Genomic DNA, 17,941 nt, shown 5'->3' with positions numbered 1-17,941 from the left:
GGCACACAGTCCGGCGCAGCGACCACACCCAACTCCGGCTCCGGAGCAGGAGGCGGCGTCGGGCACGCCGTCACCGTGACCTGTACGGACTGATCCGCCACAGGCTGCCCGTCCTTGAGCAACGTGACCGTGTAGGACCCCACCGGGACACCCTCGAACACCACCGAGCCACCCGCGACGGTCTTCTCCACCGGGGTGAAGCCCTCACCGCCGGCCAGCTTCACCGACAGACCGGTCGCACCAGCGGGAATCACCGGAACCGTCACCGTCGTACCCGCAGCGCCAGCAGGCACACACGGCGCGTCCACCGCACCCAGAACTGGCACATAGCAGCGGATGATGTGAGAAATCCCAGCGAGCTTCCCACTACTGTCGTTCAACACCGAGTCATAAGCGGTGCCAGCCTCAGGATTGCGGATTTCGATGGGGTCGGCACTAGTCGCCTTGATGACCAGAAGGGTCCAATCTCTGCCGTCGTCCGGTAGCCTGTACTGGACTAACTCACCCTCGTCATTGAACTGGTCCTCCGATTGGCCCTTCTTTAGGTCCTCCCCTTCCAGTTTCTCGCACGTCCCGTAGCCTTGGTTCGCCCAATAGGAAGCCTGATTCGTGTCAGTCGCGGCGGCGGGCCCAGCCAGGCCGACGAGGCCGGCAAGCACGAGGCTCAGGGCCGTCAGGACGCTGGCTAGGGCTCGACCGCCGGTCTCACGACGGTGACGTGCTCGGTTGGTCCGGGTCATTGACCTGCTCCCTCTCGGACGTGCACGAGATGGGGCCGGTCTCACCACTCACTCCCCGCGACGGCGGCTCTGGCCAGACCAGAGCCACGGTGACCGTCAGTCGCCGCGGATCACAGTTCCCCGGTGCGTCGTCAAGCGCGACTACGCAGGGTCAGCATGGACTGCCCAAGCCGAGCACACAACCTCCGTCCACACCAAGCGGGCCGTTTACACCCTGTTTGTCCGATTTCAGGCCGAGATTCACCCGAACGGATGACCTCGGCCGGCGTCCCGGACGCCGGTCGGCGGCCCGACCACCGACCTCAGGCCGCCGGCCTCTCCTGCTGCCGACGCCAGCGGATGCCGCTCTCGAGGAAGCCGTCGATGTCCCCGTCGAAGACGGCCATCGGGTTGCCGACCTCGTAGTCGGTCCGCAGGTCCTTGACCATCTGGTACGGGTGGAGCACGTACGAGCGCATCTGGTTGCCCCAGCTGCCGCCGGCGTCCGTCTTGAGGGCGTCGAGCTCGGCCTGCCGCTCCTGGCGTGCCCGTTCGAGCAGCTTGGCCTGCAGCACCCGCAGCGCTGCCGCCTTGTTCTGCAGCTGGGACTTCTCGTTCTGGCAGGAGACGACGATCCCGGTCGGCAGGTGCGTCAGCCGCACCGCGGAGTCGGTCGTGTTCACCGACTGCCCGCCCGGGCCGGAGGACCGGAACACGTCCACCCGTAGGTCGTTCTCGGGGATCTCGATGTGGTCGGTCTCCTCCACCACCGGCAGCACCTCGACGCCGGCGAACGACGTCTGGCGCCGTCCCTGGTTGTCGAACGGGGAGATCCGCACCAGCCGGTGGGTGCCCTGCTCCACCGACAGCGTCCCGTAGGCGTACGGCGCGTGGACGGCGATCGTCGCCGACTTGATGCCGGCCTCCTCCGCGTAGGAGGTGTCCATCACCTCGGCCTTGTACCCCTTGCGCTCAGCCCACCGCAGGTACATCCGCATGAGCATCTCGGCGAAGTCGGCGGCGTCCACCCCGCCCGCCTCGGCCCGGATGGTGATCAGCGCCTCGCGCTGGTCGTACTCCCCGGACAGCAGCGTGCGCACCTCGAGCTCGGACAGCGCCTTACGGATGTCGGCGAGCTCGCGCTCCGCCTCGGCGCGGGTCTCGGCGTCGTCGGCCTCCTCGGCCATCTCGACGAGCACCTCGAGGTCGTCGATCCGCTGGCCCATCCGCTCGACGCGCTCGAGCTCGGTCTGGCGGTGCGACAGCCGACTCGTCACCTGCTGGGCGGCGTCCGGGTCGTCCCACAGGTCCGGGGCGGCCGCCTGCTCGGACAGCTCGGCGATCTCCGCGCGCAGCCGGTCCAGATCCGTCACCTCGCGGATCGACCCGAAGGTCGCGCGGAGGTTGCGGATCTCGGCGGAGAAGTCGACGGCAGCCACGTCCTGAGAGCCTACGCGACGGTCGGCTCGCCCTCCCCCGCGCTCAGCCGAACAGGTCCCCGAGCACGCCCCCGCCCCCGCTGCGGCCGCCGTCCCCGACCACCGGACGGCCCTCGCTGGGCTGGACGACGACGAACCCGGGTCCGTGGAACCGGTACTGGAAGGCCTCCCCGCTGCCTCCGCGCACCATCGAGCGCATCCGCACGCTCGACACCAGCTGCGGGGAGAGGTTCGCCGACCACGCGACCGCCGCCTGGACGTCGACGGAGGTGGGCTGCTGGGAGCAGTCCAGCAGCATCGGCGGGCCGTCACTGGTCAGGGCGACGACGCCCCGCCCCTGCAGCAGCAGGTTGAACAGCCCGCCGGCCATCATCCCCGCCCCCTGCGCCCGGCGGATGTCCCAGTCCACGGCGGCGTCGAACGCGAGCAGGTTCGCCCCGTCCACGCTGATCCCGTCGCCCTCGAGCTGGACGAGGAACACGTGCTCGGCCTGCCGGGCGAAGAACACCTCGCCCTGCCCGCTGACCCGCATGAGCGGGGTGTCCTCGGCGGTGACGACCTTCTTCAACAGCCGGCCGAACGACCCGGCGCCCTCGTGCTGGAACTCGACCCGCCCCTGGTAGGCGACCATGGCGCCCTTGGCGGCCAGCACGTCCGGCCCGAGCCGCACCTTGAGCATGTACGGGCTCTGCAGCGCCCACGTCTGGTCGGAGTCGACCTCACGGTGGGCCTCGTCAAACAGGTGACTGCGCACGGCTCTCCTGCCTCACCACCACTCGGGGTCCAACTTGGCCTCGATGCTGCGGGCGTTCTCCCGGGTGCACCGCTCGCACGTCGCGGTGGTGCGGCCGCGCTCGGTGCCGAGCGCCCAGCCGAGCGGCACCTGACCCTGCGGCGTCCCGGGTGGGACGGGCGTCCCGCACACCGCGCACACCGTCGTCCCGGCCACGGGTCCGAGCCTAGGCCTCAGCCCGCCGGCTCGAGGTAGACGAAGCCGGGTCCCTCGTCCCGCCACGTCGCTCCGGTCGGGGCGAGCACCCGCTCCAGCGCCGGCCGCCACGACCCGGTGCACGCCGGGTCGGCGCCCTCGAACCCGTGGTCGGCGGTGAGCAGGAATGTCACGTCGTCGGTGACGCCGAGCGCGTCCAGCCGGTCGAGGAACGCCTGCAGCCGCCGGTCGGCGTCCCGGAAGGAGTCGCGGGCCATCGCCGAGCGCGGGCCACCGCCGTGGTGGCCGGCGTCGGTGACGGTGTTCGCCCACCACGACAGGGCCGGGGCAGCCTCGACCGACTCCCACAGCTGGAGCATGAGCTGCAGGGCGACGTCGTCGACCTGGGTGGCCCACGCGTAGTAGCCGTCGGCGAGGTGCGCCCGTTGACCGAGGAACGGCGAGGCCGCCGGGTCCGGCAGCATCGAGCCGAGGCCGGCGGCGCCGTTGCCGGACCCGGACGCCCGGACCATCGCCATCGTGGAGAAGGCGGCTCCGCGGTCGATGGCCTCGTTGACTGATGCGGTCGGCACCTGCAGGTCCCCGCGGTGGGCGCCGACGAGCTCGAACACCGTCCGGACGCCGGGCTCGAGCCACTCGGCGCTGCGGTGCCACGTGCTGGCGTCGTTGGGGACCACCCGCTGCCCCGTCCGCCGGTCGTAGAAGACGTTGCCCAGCACGCCGTGCCGACCCGGTCCGACGCCGGTGAGGATCGAGGTGTGGTTGGTCAGCGTCACGCTGGGGAACTCCGCGACCGCGCCACCGCGCAGGGCGGTGCCTCGCTCGAGCAGCCGGGCCACGCCCGGCAGCTCGTCGGCCTCGGCGAGGGCGAGCAGCTCACCGCAGTGCGCGCCGTCCCACAGGATGCCGACGACGCGGCGGCGGCCCGGCTCGACGAGGCTGGCCAGCACCTGACCGTCGAGCCCCCGGCCGTCGGCGTCGACGAGCGCTCCGGCCGGCACCCCCGCGGCGGCGGCAAGCGTCGGGCCGACGTCGACGAGCCGGGCGTACCCGTCGACGAGCCCCTCGTTCGCCGCCCCGGCACCGGCGACGAGCAGCGGTGCACGGGACTGGATGACGTCCAGGGACCCGTGCTCGCCACGGTGGCCGCCCTCGTCGGGGAAGTAGTGGCCCGGGGTGTGCACGACGACGACGTCGGGGCTGCGTCCGGCGTCCCCGAACAGGGACAGCAGCCGGCGCGCCGGCTCGGGGTAGGCGTTCCGCTCGTTCGGCGGAGAGGGGTCGGCGACCTCCCGCTCGTAGGGCAGGAAAGCCATCGGGTCGGTATCGGCGACCGGGTCGGCCCCGCGCAGCACCTCGTGCGTCCCGCCGGGGTGCAGCCGGACGGCGCCGCGCGCGTTGGCGACGACGACGCTGCGCGGCGCGCCGCGGGGACCCTCGGGAACGGCGACGAGGTCGACCACGCGGTCCAGCGCCGGGTCGGTCAGGGCGTCGACGACCAGGCCCTGCACATGCTCCAGAGTGGCCACGGCCGGTGAGCGTAAGGCTCACCGGCCGTGGCCCGTAGTACCGGCGTGCCGTCAGGGAGTGCGGACGGACACGTCGTGCCACGCGCTCGCCGTGACGGCCAGCCGGCGGGCGCGACGCGCCAGCCGAGCAGCCTGTCGAGCGCGCAGCAGCTGGCGGGCCGCCCGCTCCTGGCGAGCGACCTCGCGCAGCTCGTAACACCTGGCGCGGGCCAGGTCCTCGTGCAGCAGGTTCATCATGGTGCTCCTTGGCAGGGTCCGGACGCGGGTCACGCGGCCGCCTCGCACTTGCGGGGCCGCCCGCGTGGGCGCTTACGAGGCACGACGACCCCGGCGAGGAACAGCTCTCCTCCCCAGACCCCCCACGGCTCACGGCGCTCGAGCGCGCCGGCGAGGCACGCCTCGCGGGCCGGGCAGGTCCGGCACAGGGCCTTGGCGAACTCGACGTCGGCTGGGGACTCGGCGAACCACAGCTCGGCGTCGTGGGCCTGGCAGGGGATGTCCTCGAGCGTGAGCGCTCTGGTGGGGTCGTCGACCTCGACGTTCAGCGCGTCGAGCAGCTCGGCGAGCTGCATCGGTCACCTCCTGGGTCTGGACGGGTTGGGTGGGGACGACGAAAAGGCCGCGGATCCCGGGTGTCGGGTTCCGCGGCCTGGAGGTGCCGGCGCTGGTCGGGTGGACCTAGGCCGGAGGACCCCCGGGGGGTGAACCCGGAGCGGGGACGAGCACGTCGCCGCGGACGACGGCAGCGATCGGGCGGACGGCGAGCAGACCGGTCCCCTCGGAGCCGCCATCGGCGGTCACGGGGGCGGGCAGCAGGCAGTTCGCACGCCGACGCGCCGCGGGCGTGCCGCGGAACGTGCTCCGGAACTTCTCCATCACTGCCACCCCCTCTCGGTGCGGTACGAGTTGGACGAGCGTCACCCTAGAGCCGCCGCCGGACGGCGCACAACGCATTTTCCTGCACCTTTCCTGGACCGTGACCGACCGGCCTCAGCCGTGCTCGGCGAGGACCCCGAGGACCTCTGCCCCGTACCGGTCGAGCTTCACCGGTCCGACCCCTGCGATCCGCGACAGGGCGGGTAGGTCCCGCGGGAGCGTCTCGGCGATCGCGACGAGAGTGGCGTCGGTGAACACGACGTACGCCGGCACCTTCGCCTCCCCCGCGGTGCGTGCCCGCCACTCCTTGAGCGCCTCGAGCAGGCCCTCGTCGTAGGTCGCCGGGCAGGTTGCACACCGGCCCACCTTCTTCTCCACCGCGGTGGCCAGCGGGCCCCCGCAGGTGCGGCACCGGACCGGGGCCGCCCGGGCGCGGCGGGTGGGACGCCCCGCGCCGCCGTCGGCCGGGCCGCGGCCGCCGGCCGCGGTGGACGCCGGGCGCAGCCCGTCGAGGAACCGGGACGGCCGCCGCGAGGACCGCCCGCCCGGGGTGCGGGCCAAAGACCAGGACAGGTGCAGGTGCTCCCGGGCCCGGGTCACCCCGACGTACAGCAGCCGGCGCTCCTCCTCGACGGCGTCCGGCGTCTCGGCGAACGAGATCGGCACCAGGCCCTCGGACAGCCCGACGAGGAACACCGCGTCCCACTCCAGCCCCTTGGCGGCGTGCAGGGACGCCAGGGTGACGCCCTCCACGGTCGGGGCGTGCTGGGCCTCGGCCCGCTCGTCGAGCTCGGCGACGAGGTCGGTCAGCCGGGCACCAGGGCGGGTGGCGGCCAGGGTGTCACCGAGGGCGACGAGGGCCTGCAGGGAGTCCCACCGTTCCCGGACGGCGCCGGTCCCGCTGGGCGGCTCCGGCGTCCAGCCCTGGGTGGCGAGGACGTCACGGACCGCCTCGCCGAGCCCGGCGGCACCGTCGTCCGCGCGCGCCGCCCCGCGCAGCACGAGGACGGCGTCCCGGACCTCCCGGCGGGCGAAGAACCGCTCCCCGCCGCGCAGGACGTAGCCGAGCCCCGCGGCGGCGAGCGCCTGCTCCAGCGGCTCGGACTGGGCGTTCGTCCGGAACAGCACGGCCACCTGCGAGGCCGGGGTACCGGCGTCGACGAGCTCGCGGACCCGGCGGGCGACGCTGGTCGCCTCGTCGACGTCGTCCGCGTACTCGGCGAACACCGGCGCCGGTCCGGGGTCGCGCTGGGCGACGAGCTGCACCCGGGCCCGGGTCGCCGCCGCCGGCGCCCGGTCGAGCAGCCCGTTGGCCAGTGCGACGACCTGCGGGGTGGAGCGGTAGTCCCGCACCAGCCGGACGACGGCCGCCTGCGGGTAGCGGCTGCGGAACCCGAGCAGGTGCTCTGGGGTCGCGCCGGCGAAGGAGTAGATGGTCTGGCTGGCGTCGCCGACGACGCACAGCTCCTCCCGGTCCCCAAGCCACAGGTCGAGCAGCCGCTGCTGGAGCGCCGAGACGTCCTGGTACTCGTCGACGACGAAGTGCCGGTACTGGCTGCGCACCGTGCGGGCGATGTCGGGGTGCTCCTGCAGGATGCCCGCGGTGAGGAGCAGGACGTCCTCGAAGTCGATGACGCCGCGGTCGGACTTGATGTCCTCGTACGCCTGCAGCAGGCGGGCGACGGTCACCGGGTCGAAGCCGGCCGGGGTGCCGCGCCCGGTCCGCTGCGCGGCGTCGACGTAGGCGTCCGGGGTCAGCATCGACACCTTGGCCCACTCCACCTCGGCGGACAGGTCCCGCACGGCAGCCGGGTTGACCCGCACCCCCAGCCGCGAGGCGGCCATCGCGACGAGCTGGGCCTTGTGGGCCAGGACCTCCGGGACGCCGCCGCCGACCGCCTGCGGCCAGAAGAACTGCAGCTGGCGCAGCGCGGCGGAGTGGAAGGTGCGGGCCTGCACCCCCGCGACCCCGAGGTCCCGCAGCCGCGACCGCATCTCCCCCGCCGCCCGGGCGGTGAACGTCACGGCCAGCACCTGCTGCGGCACGTACACGCCGGCGTGGACGCCGTAGGCGATCCGGTGGGTGATCGCGCGGGTCTTGCCGGTGCCCGCCCCGGCCAGCACGCACAGCGGGCCGGTGAGGGTCGTGGCGACCTGCCGCTGCTCGGGGTCGAGTGCGGCCAGGACGGCGTCGGCGTCGGGCGGAGCGGTCATCGTGGGCCCATCCTCGCAACTACCCCCGACATCGCGCCGCCCCCGGTCACCAGGCATCGTTGAGACGTCAAGTACCAAGTCGACCGCCCGAGCACGAGGAGCACGCCACCGTGACCACGCCAGCCGCCGAGCACGCCCCCGCCCCGGGGCAGGTCACCATGTTCACCACGACGTGGTGCGGGTACTGCCGGGTGCTCAAGCGGGCGATGGACCGTGAAGGCCTCGCCTACCGTGAGGTGAACATCGAGGAGGAGCCCGGCGCCGCGGAGTTCGTCATGAGCGTCAACGGCGGCAACCGGACCGTGCCGACCGTGCTGTTCCCCGACGGGTCAGCCGCGACGAACCCGCCGCTGTCCCTCGTCCAGGAGCGGCTGGGCCGCTGAGGGCCCCCGTCGGCACGGACGACGCGGTGCGGGTCGAGCCGGTGACCGTGGCGGCGGTCGCCGCCGAGGTGGCCGACGCGGCGCTTGCGCTGCCCGGCGTGCCCCGGGTCGCGGTGGACGGCGCGGTGCCGGCCGACACCCGGTACGTCGCCGACGCGGTCGCCGCGGCCGTCACCGCCCGCGGTCGCCCGGTCGCCCGCGTGGACGCCGAGGACTTTCTGCGGCCCCGCTCGCTGCGCCTCGAGCACGGCCCGGCCGACCCGGACGCCGGCTACGAGCGCTGGTACGACTGGCACGCCCTGCTGCGTGAGGTGCTCGAGCCGCTCAGCCCCGGCGGGCGCGGCGACTGGCTGCCGACCCTCTGGGACGCCGCCGCCGACCGCGCGACCCGGGCCGCCCGGGTGCCGGCTCGTCCGGGCACGGTCGCCGTCGTCAGCGGCCCGTTCCTGCTGCGCTGGGAGAGCGCCCACGCGGTGGACTACGCCGTCCACCTCCTCACCTCCCCGGCGGCGATCGCGCGGCGGGTGCCCGCGGCCGACCTGGACCGGGTCAGGGGTGCCTGGGCCCGGTACACCGCCGAGACCGACCCGGCGTCCCGGGCGGACGTCGTCCTGCGCTTCGACCGGCCGACCGCCCCCGCCCGGGTGCACCCGCCCCTCTGACGGCCCCTGGCCCGTCGCTCACCAGCCCTGCGGACCGTCGTCGAGCTCGCTGCCGTACCAGTGCTCGACGAGCCGACGGGCGATCGAGATACCCGACGGCAGCACCACCTGCCCGGCCTGGACCGCGTCGCGCAGCCCGGCCCGGTCGAACCACCGGGCGTCGGCGATCTCCACGCCGTCGACCCGCACCGTGGGGTCGGTCGCGACCGCCCGGAAACCGATCATGAGGGACGCCGGGAACGGCCACGGCTGGGAGCCCAGGTACTCGACGTCCCCGACGACGACCCCGACCTCCTCGGCGACCTCCCGGCGTACCGCGGCCTCCAGGGACTCCCCGGGCTCGACGAACCCGGCGAGGGTGGAGTACCGGTGCTCGGGCCAGGCCGGGCTGCGCCCGAGCAGGATCCGGTCGTCGGCGTCGACGACCGCCATGATCACCGCCGGGTCGGTCCGCGGGTAGTGGTCGGTGCCGTCGTCCGGGCAGCGGCGCGACCAGCCGCCCTCGACGGGTTCGGTCGGCGCCCCGCACCGCGGGCAGTGGGTGTGCGTCTCGTGCCAGCCGAGCAGAGCGACGGCCTCGGTCAGCAGACCGACCTGCGCGTCGTCGAGGACCGCGCCGAGGCGGCGCAGGCCGACCCAGTCCGGACCCGGCTCGGCGCGCACGGCCAGGTAGCCGGTGCCGTCGGCGTCGCGGCCGAGGAACACCCGCAGCGCGTCGTCCGGGACCTCTCCCGGGCCGACGAGGTCAAGGGCCAGCCCGCCGTCCCGTTCGCGGACGGGCGTGCGCCCGTGGCCGACCCGCAGCACCCGGGTGGCCGGGTCGGCCAGCAGCCGGTCGATGAGGCCGGGGTCGCTGCGCAGCAGGGCGGCCCGGTCGGTGGCGGCACGGCCCAGCGCGAGGTGCTCCAGCGGCATGCCGCTCACCGTAGGCGGGGCCACCCGACCCGGCGACACGCGCCGGGTCTGCCCCGGACCGCGTCAACGGCTCGGGCGCCCTACGGTTGCCCCGTGCCCAGGTCCGCCTACGTCCTCGCCGCGCTGGCGACCGCCGCGGTGCCCGGCCTGAAGCCGGTGGCCGTCCGGGAGCCGGAGGTGCCCGGTCAGGCGTTCGACGTCGCCGTGGTCGAGGACGACCGTCACCGTCGCTGGGTGGTGCGGTGCCCGCGGCGGGCCGCCGCCGGGGCGGCGCTGGAGTCCGAGCTGCGGCTGCTCGCCGGGCTCGCCGACCGGTCCCGCAGCGGGCTGGCGTTCGCGGTACCCGAGCCGGCCGGGTCGGTGGCGCTGCCGGAGGGCGGCCGCGCCGTCGTGCACCCCTACCTGGACGGCGCCCCTCTGCACCCCGGTGAGCTGCGCCCCGGACCGGGTCTGGCGGCCGCCCTCGGCCGGGCCCTGGCCAGCCTGCACGACGTCCCGCACGCGATCGTCGAGGAGGCCGGCCTGCCGGTGTACGAGGCCGGGGAGTACCGCGAGCGCCGGCTGGCCGAGGTGGACCGGGCCGCGCAGACCGGGTACGTGCCGGCGCGGCTGCTGACCCGGTGGGAGAAGGTCCTCGAGGACGTCGGCCGCTGGCGGTTCCACCCCTCGGTGGTGCACGGGGACCTCGTCGCCGAGCACGTCCTCGTCGCCGACGACGCGGTCGTCGGGATGCTGGACTGGGCGGAGGCGAAGGTCGCCGACCCCGCCGACGACCTGGCCTGGCTGGCGGTCGGCGCGGACGCCGACGCCCTCGACTCGGTCGTCGAGGCCTACAGCGTGGCCCGCCGCGAGCAGCCGGACCGGCACCTCACCACCCGTGCCCGGCTCGCCGGGGAGCTGGCGCTGACCCGGTGGCTGCTGCACGGGGTGACGACCGACGACGGCGCGGTCGTCGACGACGCCGTGCAGATGCTGCGCGACCTCGACGCCGACGTCGGCGAGGAGCCCCTCTGAGCCGGGTCCGGGTCGCGACCCTCAACCTCGCCTCGGGCCGCTCCGGACCCGGGCACCTGCCCGCCGACCGGCTCGCCGCGGCCCTGACCGGCCTGGACGTCGACGTGCTCGCCGTCCAGGAGGTGGACGTCGCGCAGGACCGCTCGCACGGCGTGGACCAGGCCGCGGTCGCCGCGGCGGCGCTCGGCGCGGCGCACTGGCGGTTCGCGCCGACGCTCGCCGGGACGCCGGGGCCGCTGCGCGGCTGGCACCGGGTGCTGCCGGACGCCGACCTGCCGGCGGGGCGCCCCGGGTACGGGATCGCGGTGCTGAGCCGGCTACCGGTGCGCCAGTGGCAGGTCGAGCACCTCGGCCACGGCCGCGGCCGGTTGCCGGTGCGGGCACCGGACCCGCGCACCGGTGAACCCCGCACCTGGTGGGTGCCCGACGAGCCGCGCACGGCGCTGGCGGCCGTGCTGGACGAGCTGACCCTGGTAAGCACCCACCTGTCGTTCTCCCCGGCCACGGCGGTGCGCCAGCTGGCCCGGCTGCGCCGTTGGTGCGCGACGCTGCCCGGCCCGGTCGTCGTCGCCGGCGACCTCAACCTGCCCGGCCCGGTCGTCGAGCGGGTCCTGCGCGGGCGGCGGCTCGCCACCGGGGCGAGCTACCCGGCCCACGACCCCCGAGTGCAGCTGGACCACCTCGTCGGCCCGGTCGGTGGGTCAGCGTCACTGCCGGGCGCCGGCGGCCCCGAGGCGCTCCAGGTCAGCGGCACCGTGGTCCGCCGGCTCGACGTCGGGGACCACCGGCTGGTCGCCGCCACCCTCGACCTACCCGGCGGCGGCGTCCGGTAGGTCGAGCACGAGGGCCTCCAGCGCGGCCTCGTCGAGCGGGTCGGCCGGGCGGACCGTCTCCCCGGTGGAGGCGTAGAAGAACGCGGCGGACACCCGCTCCAGGGGGACGTCCTGCAGCCGGGCCCAGGCCAGCCGGTAGACGGCCAGCTGGACGGCGGCGGCGTGCCGGCGCTGCCCCGTCGGAGGCGAACCGGTCTTCCAGTCGACGACCTCCCACCCGCCGTCGGCGGTGGTGAAGACGGCGTCGATGCGGCCGCGCACCACGGTGCCGCCGACCGGGGTCTCGACGTCGACCTCGACGGCGACCGGCATCCGCTCGGCCCACGGCGAGGCCTCGAACGTCGCCTGCAGCGCGGCGAGCTCGGCGTCGGGGGCGGCGTCGTCGTCCCCGGCACCCGGCAGCTCGAGGACGTCGACGAGGGTGCCCGCAGCGAAGCGGCGCTCGAGCCAGGCGTGGAAGGCCGTGCCGCGCCGGGTCTGCGGCCGGGGCTCGACGGGCATCGGGCGGCGGGTCGCGGCGGCCAGGGCGGCCGGGTCGGCAGCCAGCTCGACGAGCCGGGACGCCGACAGGTGCGTCGGCAGCGGCACCCCGGCCGGGCCGGGCCGGTGCAGCGCCTCCCGCTCCTCCAGCAGCCGGTCCACCTCCTGCGCCCAGCGCGACCGGCGGTCCGGAGCGGCGCCGGTCGGCTCGTCGGCGGTGACCGGGCGAACGAGGGCCGCGTGCACGGCCGCCGCGGCGGCCTCGAGCTGCTCGCGCCGCGGACCCAGCGGGTCGGTGGGCCACACCGCGCTGAGCGGCTCGGCCAGGCGCGGGTTGTCCCCCTCCGGCGGGTCCAGGTCACCGCCGAGGCCGAGCTCGAGGAGGAAGCGGGACGGTGGGCGCGCCGTCGTGCCGTCGGCCCACCAGGCGCCGCTGAGCAGCAGGAGGGACCGGGCGCGGGTGATCGCGACGTAGGCGAGACGACGCTCCTCGGCGACGTCGTGGGCGCCGCAGTCCTGCCGGAAGCGGGTCAGCTCGTCGCGCAGCGCGCGCTGGGTCGCGGCCGAGCGCCACGGCCAGCGCGGCAGTGCGGCGCCGTCCCCGCGCAGGTCGTACGGCAGCACGCCGAGGCCGGTCAGCCAGCCGCCGGAGGCGTCCGGTGCGGCCGCGCCGGCTGTCACCCGCACGGCGGGGAAGGTGCCCTCGGACATCCCGGGGACGGCGACGACGTCCCACTCCAGTCCCTTGGCGGCGTGCACCGTCAGCAGCTGGACGGCGGTCCGGCTGGGCTCCACGTCGCCGGGGGCGTCGACGGGTTCGGCGTCGGTCTCACCCGGCTGCAGTCCCCGCTCCCGGGTGTCGGCGGCCTCCAGCCAGGCGAGGAAGGCGCCGAGCGTGGGGCGGTCGGCGCCGTCGGCGAAGGACGCGGCGACGTCGGCGAAGGCGTCGAGGTGGGCCCGCGCGGCGCCGGGGGCCACCCCGGGCCGGGCGGCCACCTCGACGTCGAGGAGCAGGGCTCGCTCCGCCTCGGCGACGAGGTCCGGCAGCGGGAGCCCGGTCCGGCCGCGCAGCTGCCGCAGGACGGCGGCCAGCCGGGAGAGCCGCGCCCGGCCCTCGGCGGAGAAGCCCCGCCCGTGCCGGCCGACCCACCCGGGCGGGGGCAGCGTGTCGAGGGCCTCGACGACGCTGCGGTCCTCGGCCGCCTCCCGGGGGACCCCAGGGGCGTGTGCGGCGAGGCCGCGGGCGAGTTGCGCGAGCGTCTCGAGGTCCCGCGGGCCGATCTGCCACCCGGGACCGGTGAGCAGGCGCATGAGGGCGTCGCCGCGGTGCGGGTCGTGGACCACCTGGAGGGCGGCGACGAGGTCGACGACCTCGGGCCGGCTCAGCAGGCCACCGAGCCCGACCACCTCGACGGGCAGGTCCTGGGCGCGCAGGGCGGCCTCCAGCGCCTCGAACTGGGACCGCTTGCGGCACAGCACGGCCATCGAGCGACGGACCCCGCCGCGGGCGACGACCTCGGTGTCCTGGCGCCACAGCGCGGCGAGGTCCTCGGCGACCGCGGCGGCCTCCTCCTCCACGGTGGCGTGGTAGCGGGTGCGGACCTCACCGGCGCCCGCGGTGCGGCGCGGGGCCAGCGGCAGCACCTCGACGGTGCTCGCCTCCCGCAGCGGCGCGGAGACGGCGTTGGCGGCGGCGAGGACGGCCCGGTCGTTGCGCCAGGCGGTGGTGAGCGGCAGCACCGCCGCGGGGCGGCCGGGGGCGGCCGGGAACTGCGCGGGGAACGCGGCGAGGTTGCCGGCGCTGGCACCGCGCCAGCCGTAGATGGACTGGTGCGGGTCGCCGACGGCGGTCACGGGGTGACCACCGCCGAACAGGTGGCGCAGCAGCTCGAGCTGGGCGTGGCTGGTGTCCTGGTACTCGTCCAGGAGCACCACCCGGAACCGGGCCCGCTCGCCGGCGCCGACGTCGGGCACGTCACGGGCGATCTGCGCGGCCAGCCGCACCTGGTCGCCGAAGTCGAGCACCTCGAGCTCGCACTTGCGCTCCAGGTAGTCGCGCACGAGGGGGACGACGGTGCGCCGGTCGCGCAGGGTGCGCAGGACGGCGGCGACCGGGGCGTACGGCGCGGCCGGCGGGTCACCGACGTCGTCCCTGGGCAGGGTGGGGACCCGCTCGAGGACCGCGGTGAGGTAGTCGGCCACCTCCTCCGGCTCCACGAGGTGCTCGGCGCACTCGGCGGCCAGGGACAGCACGGCGTCCACCACGGTGCCGGGGGCCTTGTCCGGCGCCGGGGACCCGTCCTGCGGACCGTCCCAGGCCTCGACGACCTCGGTGGCGAGCTGCCAGGCCGCGGCCTCGCCGAGCAGCCGGGAGCCGGGTTCCACGCCGAGGCGCAGGCCGTGGTCGGCGACCACGCCGGCGGCGTAGGAGTGGTACGTCGCGACGGTCGGGTCGGCGAGGACGGCTGCCACGTCGTCCGGGTCCTCCGGCGGCTCCTGCCCCGGTGGTCGGACCCCGGCCCGGTGCAGCGCGGCGAGCCGGGCGCGGACCCGGTCGGCGAGCTCGCCGGCGGCCTTGCGGGTGAACGTCAGCCCGAGGACCTCCTCGGGGCGGACGTGCCCGTTGGCGACGAGCCACACGACCCGGCCGGACATCGTCTCGGTCTTGCCGGAGCCGGCGCCGGCGACGACCAGCACCGGCTCGAGCGGGGCCTCGATGACGGCCACCTGCTCGTCCGTCGGCTCCCGCAGGTCCAGCAGCTCGGCGATGCGGCGGGCGGACAGGGTCACCGGACCACCTGGCCGCCACGCGGGTGCACCGGGCAGGAGCGCTGGACCGGGCAGACCCGGCAGTGCTGGCCGCGCACCGCGGTGAACTCGGCCCCCGCCATGCCGTCGGCCGTCGCGGCGAGCAGGTCGTGCGCCCAGTCCGGGTCCTGCGCCTCGGCCAGCGGGGGCTGCTGCTGGACCTTGGGCCTCTTGCCGGTCCCCAGCTGGACCAGCGCGGCACCACCCGCCTCGCGCGGGCCCGAGGGGCCGCCGGCGACCTGACCGACGGCGACCTGGTAGACGCCGAGCTGGGGGTGGGCCGCGATCTCCTCGTCCTTGGGGCAGGTCCGACCGGTCTTGAGGTCGACGACGACGAGCCGACCGTCGGCGTCGCGCTCGAGCCGGTCGATGCGACCGACCACCCGGGCCCGGCCGACGACGGCGTCGACGTCCTGCTCCACGGCGACGAGCTCCCGGCCGGCGGACCGGACGTAGGCGACGTACCGCTCGAGCATCGCGTGGGCGCGGCGACGCTCCCGCTCCCCGGCCCAGCCGCGGGGCGGGTCGATACCCGGCCACAGCTCGTCCAGCCGCGCGGTGAGCTGGTCGAGGTCGGCGTCCGGCTGCTCGGCGACGACCTCGTGGACGAGGGTGCCGACCCCCTGGGAAGTGCTGTCGCCGGCCGTGCCGCCGCTGGTCTCCAGCAACCAGCGCAGGCCGCAGCGGGTGAACGCCTCCACCCGGGAGGGGGAGACGACGACCTGCTGGTCCGGGCCGCGCAGCGGGCCGTCGTCGGAGGGACCGGCCAGGCCGTACCAGTCCCGGGGGGCGGCTCCGGGCACGCCGGCCGCGGCCAGCCGGGCGAGCTGGGCGGCGGCGTCCCGGCCCTGCGGGCTGGCGGGGCCGCGGGCCAGCAGCGTCTGGCGCAGCTCGGCGACGAGGGCGGGCAGGGTCAGCGCCCGCGGCACCACGGTGAAGGGCCGCTGCCCGGTGCCCTGGGGAGCCGGTGCCACGACGTCGAGGAACGGGGAGGGGCGCTGGTCCTCGTCGCGCACCGCGGTGACGACGAGCCGGCGCCGGGCCCGGGTGACCGCGACGTGCAGCAGCCGGCGCTCGTCGTCGAGCACCTCCCGGCGGGCGGCGACGTGGTCGCCGGCGGCGCGGCCGGTCAGCACGTCGACGAGGTCGGGGGCGCCGAGCAGGGACCCTCGCAGCCGGGTGTCCGGCCAGCCGCCGTCCTGGACCCCGGCGACCACGACGACGTCCCACTCCCGACCGGCCGAGCCCTGGGCGGTGACGAGGGCGACGGCGTCGTCGTCCGGTGCCCGCTCGGCGAGGGTGTCGGCCGGCACGTCCTGGGCGTCGAGGTGGGCGAGGAAGGCTGCCGGACCGGCGTGCGGGAGGCGGTCGACGAACCGGGCCGCGGCGTCGAACAGCGCGACGACGGCGTCCAGGTCCCGGTCGGCGCGGGCACCGTCCGGTCCCCCGGCCAGGGCGCGGCGGCGCCACGGGTCGGCGAGGCCCGACGCCTGCCACAGCGCCCACAGCACGGTCTCGGCGGTGCCGGCGTCCCCGGCGGCCGCGGCCCGGCCGACGGCCTGCACGGCGGCGACCCGGCGGGCGGGCTCGGCGACGGCCGGCGGCAGGGACACGACCCGCGCGGGGTCGCCGAGCGCCTCGACGAGCAGCGCGTCGCTGCGCCGGGCGCCGCCGCCGGCGCGCTCCTCGGCGCGCAGCACCTGGCGCAACCGGCGCAGGCCGAGGGCGTCGGCGCCGCCGAGCGGGGACAGCACGAGGTCGACGGCGGTGTCGGCGTCCAGCGTGCCGGGGTGCAGGACGGCGCGCAGGGCCAGCCGCAGCGGGCGCACGGCGGGCTCGTCCCGCACCGGGACCTCCGCGGACGGCACCGCGACCGGGACCCCGGCGCCGGCCAGGGCGCGGCGCAGACCGCCGGTGCGCCCGGCGCTGCGGACCACCACCGCCATCCGCCGCCACGGCGTCCGGCCGACGAGGTGCTCGTGGCGCAGCACGCCGGCGACGAATGCCGCCTCCTGGGTGGCCGAGCGCAGCACGTGCCCCTCCACCGTGCCGTCGTGCGGGGCGGGGGCCGGTCGCCGCTGCTCGGCGGTGCCGGAGGTGCCGATGCCGGCGGCGACCCGGTCGGCGGCGGCGCACAGCGACCTGCCCGCCCGCCACCGGGTGCGCAGCACGACGGTGCCCGCGGGCTGCCCGTCGGCGCGGCGGTAGCGCCGGGTGGCCTGGGTGACCGCCCGTGGGTCCGCGCCGCGGAAGGACTGGGTGGTGGCGTCGGGGTCGCCGAGCAGGATCAGGTCGGCTCCCCCGCCGGCGACCTCGTCGAGCAGGCGGCCGGTGGCCTCCGTGGACTCGTGGTGGTCGTCCACGGCGACGAGCTGCCAGCGCGAGCGCACCCGCCGGTTGAGGTCGGGGTCCTCGGCGAGCGCCCAGGCCGCGGTGTCGACGATCGCGGCCGGGTCGAACGCCCCCGGCGAGGACAGGGCGGTCACCTCGAGGTACTCCTGGAGCACCCGGGCCGCGGCCCGCCACGCCGGCCGGCCGGTGGCGCGGCCCAGGTGGGCGAGGTCGGCGGGGCCGAGCCCGCGTTCCAGGGCGCGCATGAGCAGGTCGCGCAGCTCGTCACGGAATCCGCGCAGGCCCAGCGCGGGTCGCACGTCGGCGGGCCAGTCCGGCGGCCGCCCCTGCCCGGCGGTGTGCCCGGCGAGCAGCTCGGCGAGGATCCGGTCCTGCTCCGGGCCGGACAGCAGCCGCGGCGCCGGCTCCCCGGCGTCCACGGCGAGCCGGTGCAGCAGCGCGAAGGCGAACGAGTGCGGGGTGCGCGCCAGCGGGGACCGCACGGTGCGGGCCAGCCGGGCGCTCACCCGCTCCCGCAGGGCGGCCGCGGCCCGCCGCGTCGGGGCCAGCAGCAGCACCGCCTCGGGGTCCACGCCGTCGCGCTCCACCCGGGCCGCGACCGCCTCGACGAGCGTCGTCGTCCGGCCGGTGCCCGGGGCGCCGAGCACGACGAGCGGTCCGCTGCCGCGGCGCGCGTCGACGACCCGGCGCTGCTCGGCGTCCAGGTCGCGGGCCGCGAGCACCGGCGGCAGCGGCCGACGGACGAGCACCGGCGTGGTGGAGGACATG

At 76.2% G+C, this 17,941-nt stretch carries 16 protein-coding genes; 4 read left to right on the top strand and 12 right to left on the bottom strand.

The features are described from left to right. From ACFP6A_RS05090 to ACFP6A_RS05050, 9 genes are all read right to left on the bottom strand, one after another. A partial coding sequence (locus tag ACFP6A_RS05090) for a hypothetical protein (protein ID WP_379602041.1) occupies positions 1–740 on the bottom strand: 740 nt, incomplete at its 3' end. A gap of 302 nt (positions 741–1,042) precedes the next feature. Next, entirely contained in the window at positions 1,043–2,158 is a 1,116-nt protein-coding gene (gene prfB / locus ACFP6A_RS05085; RefSeq protein ID WP_379602039.1) for a peptide chain release factor 2, read from the bottom strand. A gap of 43 nt (positions 2,159–2,201) precedes the next feature. Further along, positions 2,202–2,912: an AIM24 family protein gene (locus tag ACFP6A_RS05080; protein ID WP_379602038.1), complete on the bottom strand. Its 711-nt coding sequence runs from the start codon at positions 2,910–2,912 to the stop codon at positions 2,202–2,204. 12 nt (positions 2,913–2,924) lie between these two features. Further along, the gene (locus tag ACFP6A_RS05075; RefSeq protein ID WP_379602036.1) at positions 2,925–3,107 is read right to left on the bottom strand and encodes a hypothetical protein; all 183 of its coding nucleotides are present in this window, start codon (positions 3,105–3,107) and stop codon (positions 2,925–2,927) included. Between the two features lie 17 nt (positions 3,108–3,124). Continuing rightward, the gene (locus ACFP6A_RS05070) at positions 3,125–4,636 is read right to left on the bottom strand and encodes an alkaline phosphatase family protein (RefSeq protein WP_379602035.1); all 1,512 of its coding nucleotides are present in this window, start codon (positions 4,634–4,636) and stop codon (positions 3,125–3,127) included. 51 nt (positions 4,637–4,687) lie between these two features. Further along, positions 4,688–4,870 carry a hypothetical protein gene (locus ACFP6A_RS05065; protein WP_379602034.1) on the bottom strand — a complete coding sequence of 61 codons (183 nt, stop codon included), beginning with the start codon at positions 4,868–4,870 and terminating at the stop codon, positions 4,688–4,690. A gap of 32 nt (positions 4,871–4,902) precedes the next feature. Next, positions 4,903–5,208 carry a WhiB family transcriptional regulator gene (locus ACFP6A_RS05060; protein ID WP_379602033.1) on the bottom strand — a complete coding sequence of 102 codons (306 nt, stop codon included), beginning with the start codon at positions 5,206–5,208 and terminating at the stop codon, positions 4,903–4,905. A 106-nt stretch (positions 5,209–5,314) separates the two neighbouring features. Beyond that, on the bottom strand, positions 5,315–5,512 hold the full coding sequence (locus ACFP6A_RS05055) for a hypothetical protein (protein WP_379602031.1): 198 nt from the start codon (positions 5,510–5,512) through the stop codon (positions 5,315–5,317). A 114-nt stretch (positions 5,513–5,626) separates the two neighbouring features. Then, positions 5,627–7,726: an ATP-dependent DNA helicase UvrD2 gene (locus ACFP6A_RS05050; protein ID WP_379602029.1), complete on the bottom strand. Its 2,100-nt coding sequence runs from the start codon at positions 7,724–7,726 to the stop codon at positions 5,627–5,629. A gap of 158 nt (positions 7,727–7,884) precedes the next feature. Between ACFP6A_RS05050 and ACFP6A_RS05045 the strand changes: the two genes are divergently transcribed. Together ACFP6A_RS05045 and ACFP6A_RS05040 are read left to right on the top strand one after the other, a co-directional pair. Next, positions 7,885–8,109, top strand: a complete 225-nt coding sequence (locus ACFP6A_RS05045) for a mycoredoxin (RefSeq protein ID WP_379602174.1) — start codon at positions 7,885–7,887, stop codon at positions 8,107–8,109. A gap of 26 nt (positions 8,110–8,135) precedes the next feature. Continuing rightward, positions 8,136–8,771: a uridine kinase gene (locus ACFP6A_RS05040; protein WP_379602027.1), complete on the top strand. Its 636-nt coding sequence runs from the start codon at positions 8,136–8,138 to the stop codon at positions 8,769–8,771. 18 nt (positions 8,772–8,789) lie between these two features. On the opposite strand, the gene nudC is transcribed toward ACFP6A_RS05040, so the two are convergent. Further along, the gene (nudC, locus tag ACFP6A_RS05035) at positions 8,790–9,686 is read right to left on the bottom strand and encodes an NAD(+) diphosphatase (RefSeq protein WP_379602025.1); all 897 of its coding nucleotides are present in this window, start codon (positions 9,684–9,686) and stop codon (positions 8,790–8,792) included. Between the two features lie 93 nt (positions 9,687–9,779). Here nudC and ACFP6A_RS05030 point away from each other — a divergent pair, with 93 nt between their 5' ends. After that, entirely contained in the window at positions 9,780–10,700 is a 921-nt protein-coding gene (locus ACFP6A_RS05030) for a phosphotransferase (protein ID WP_379602023.1), read from the top strand. Continuing rightward, the gene (locus tag ACFP6A_RS05025; protein WP_379602021.1) at positions 10,598–11,533 is read left to right on the top strand and encodes an endonuclease/exonuclease/phosphatase family protein; all 936 of its coding nucleotides are present in this window, start codon (positions 10,598–10,600) and stop codon (positions 11,531–11,533) included. The genes ACFP6A_RS05030 and ACFP6A_RS05025 overlap by 103 nt, the downstream gene beginning before the upstream one ends. On the opposite strand, the gene ACFP6A_RS05020 is transcribed toward ACFP6A_RS05025, so the two are convergent. Further along, entirely contained in the window at positions 11,510–14,803 is a 3,294-nt protein-coding gene (locus ACFP6A_RS05020; RefSeq protein WP_379602019.1) for an ATP-dependent helicase, read from the bottom strand. The two genes, ACFP6A_RS05025 and ACFP6A_RS05020, sit on opposite strands and share 24 nt — an antisense overlap. After that, positions 14,800–17,940: an ATP-dependent helicase gene (locus tag ACFP6A_RS05015; protein ID WP_379602018.1), complete on the bottom strand. Its 3,141-nt coding sequence runs from the start codon at positions 17,938–17,940 to the stop codon at positions 14,800–14,802. Before ACFP6A_RS05015 ends, ACFP6A_RS05020 begins: the two co-directional genes overlap by 4 nt. Position 17,941: the final 1 nt, after the last annotated feature.

Origin of the sequence: Quadrisphaera sp. GCM10027208 (assembly GCF_042658805.1) — a bacterium.
GTDB lineage: Bacteria > Actinomycetota > Actinomycetes > Actinomycetales > SCSIO-59966 > SCSIO-59966.
The sequence above is the reverse complement of the archived record's forward strand: the minus strand, read 5'-3'. Positions and strand labels throughout refer to the sequence as shown.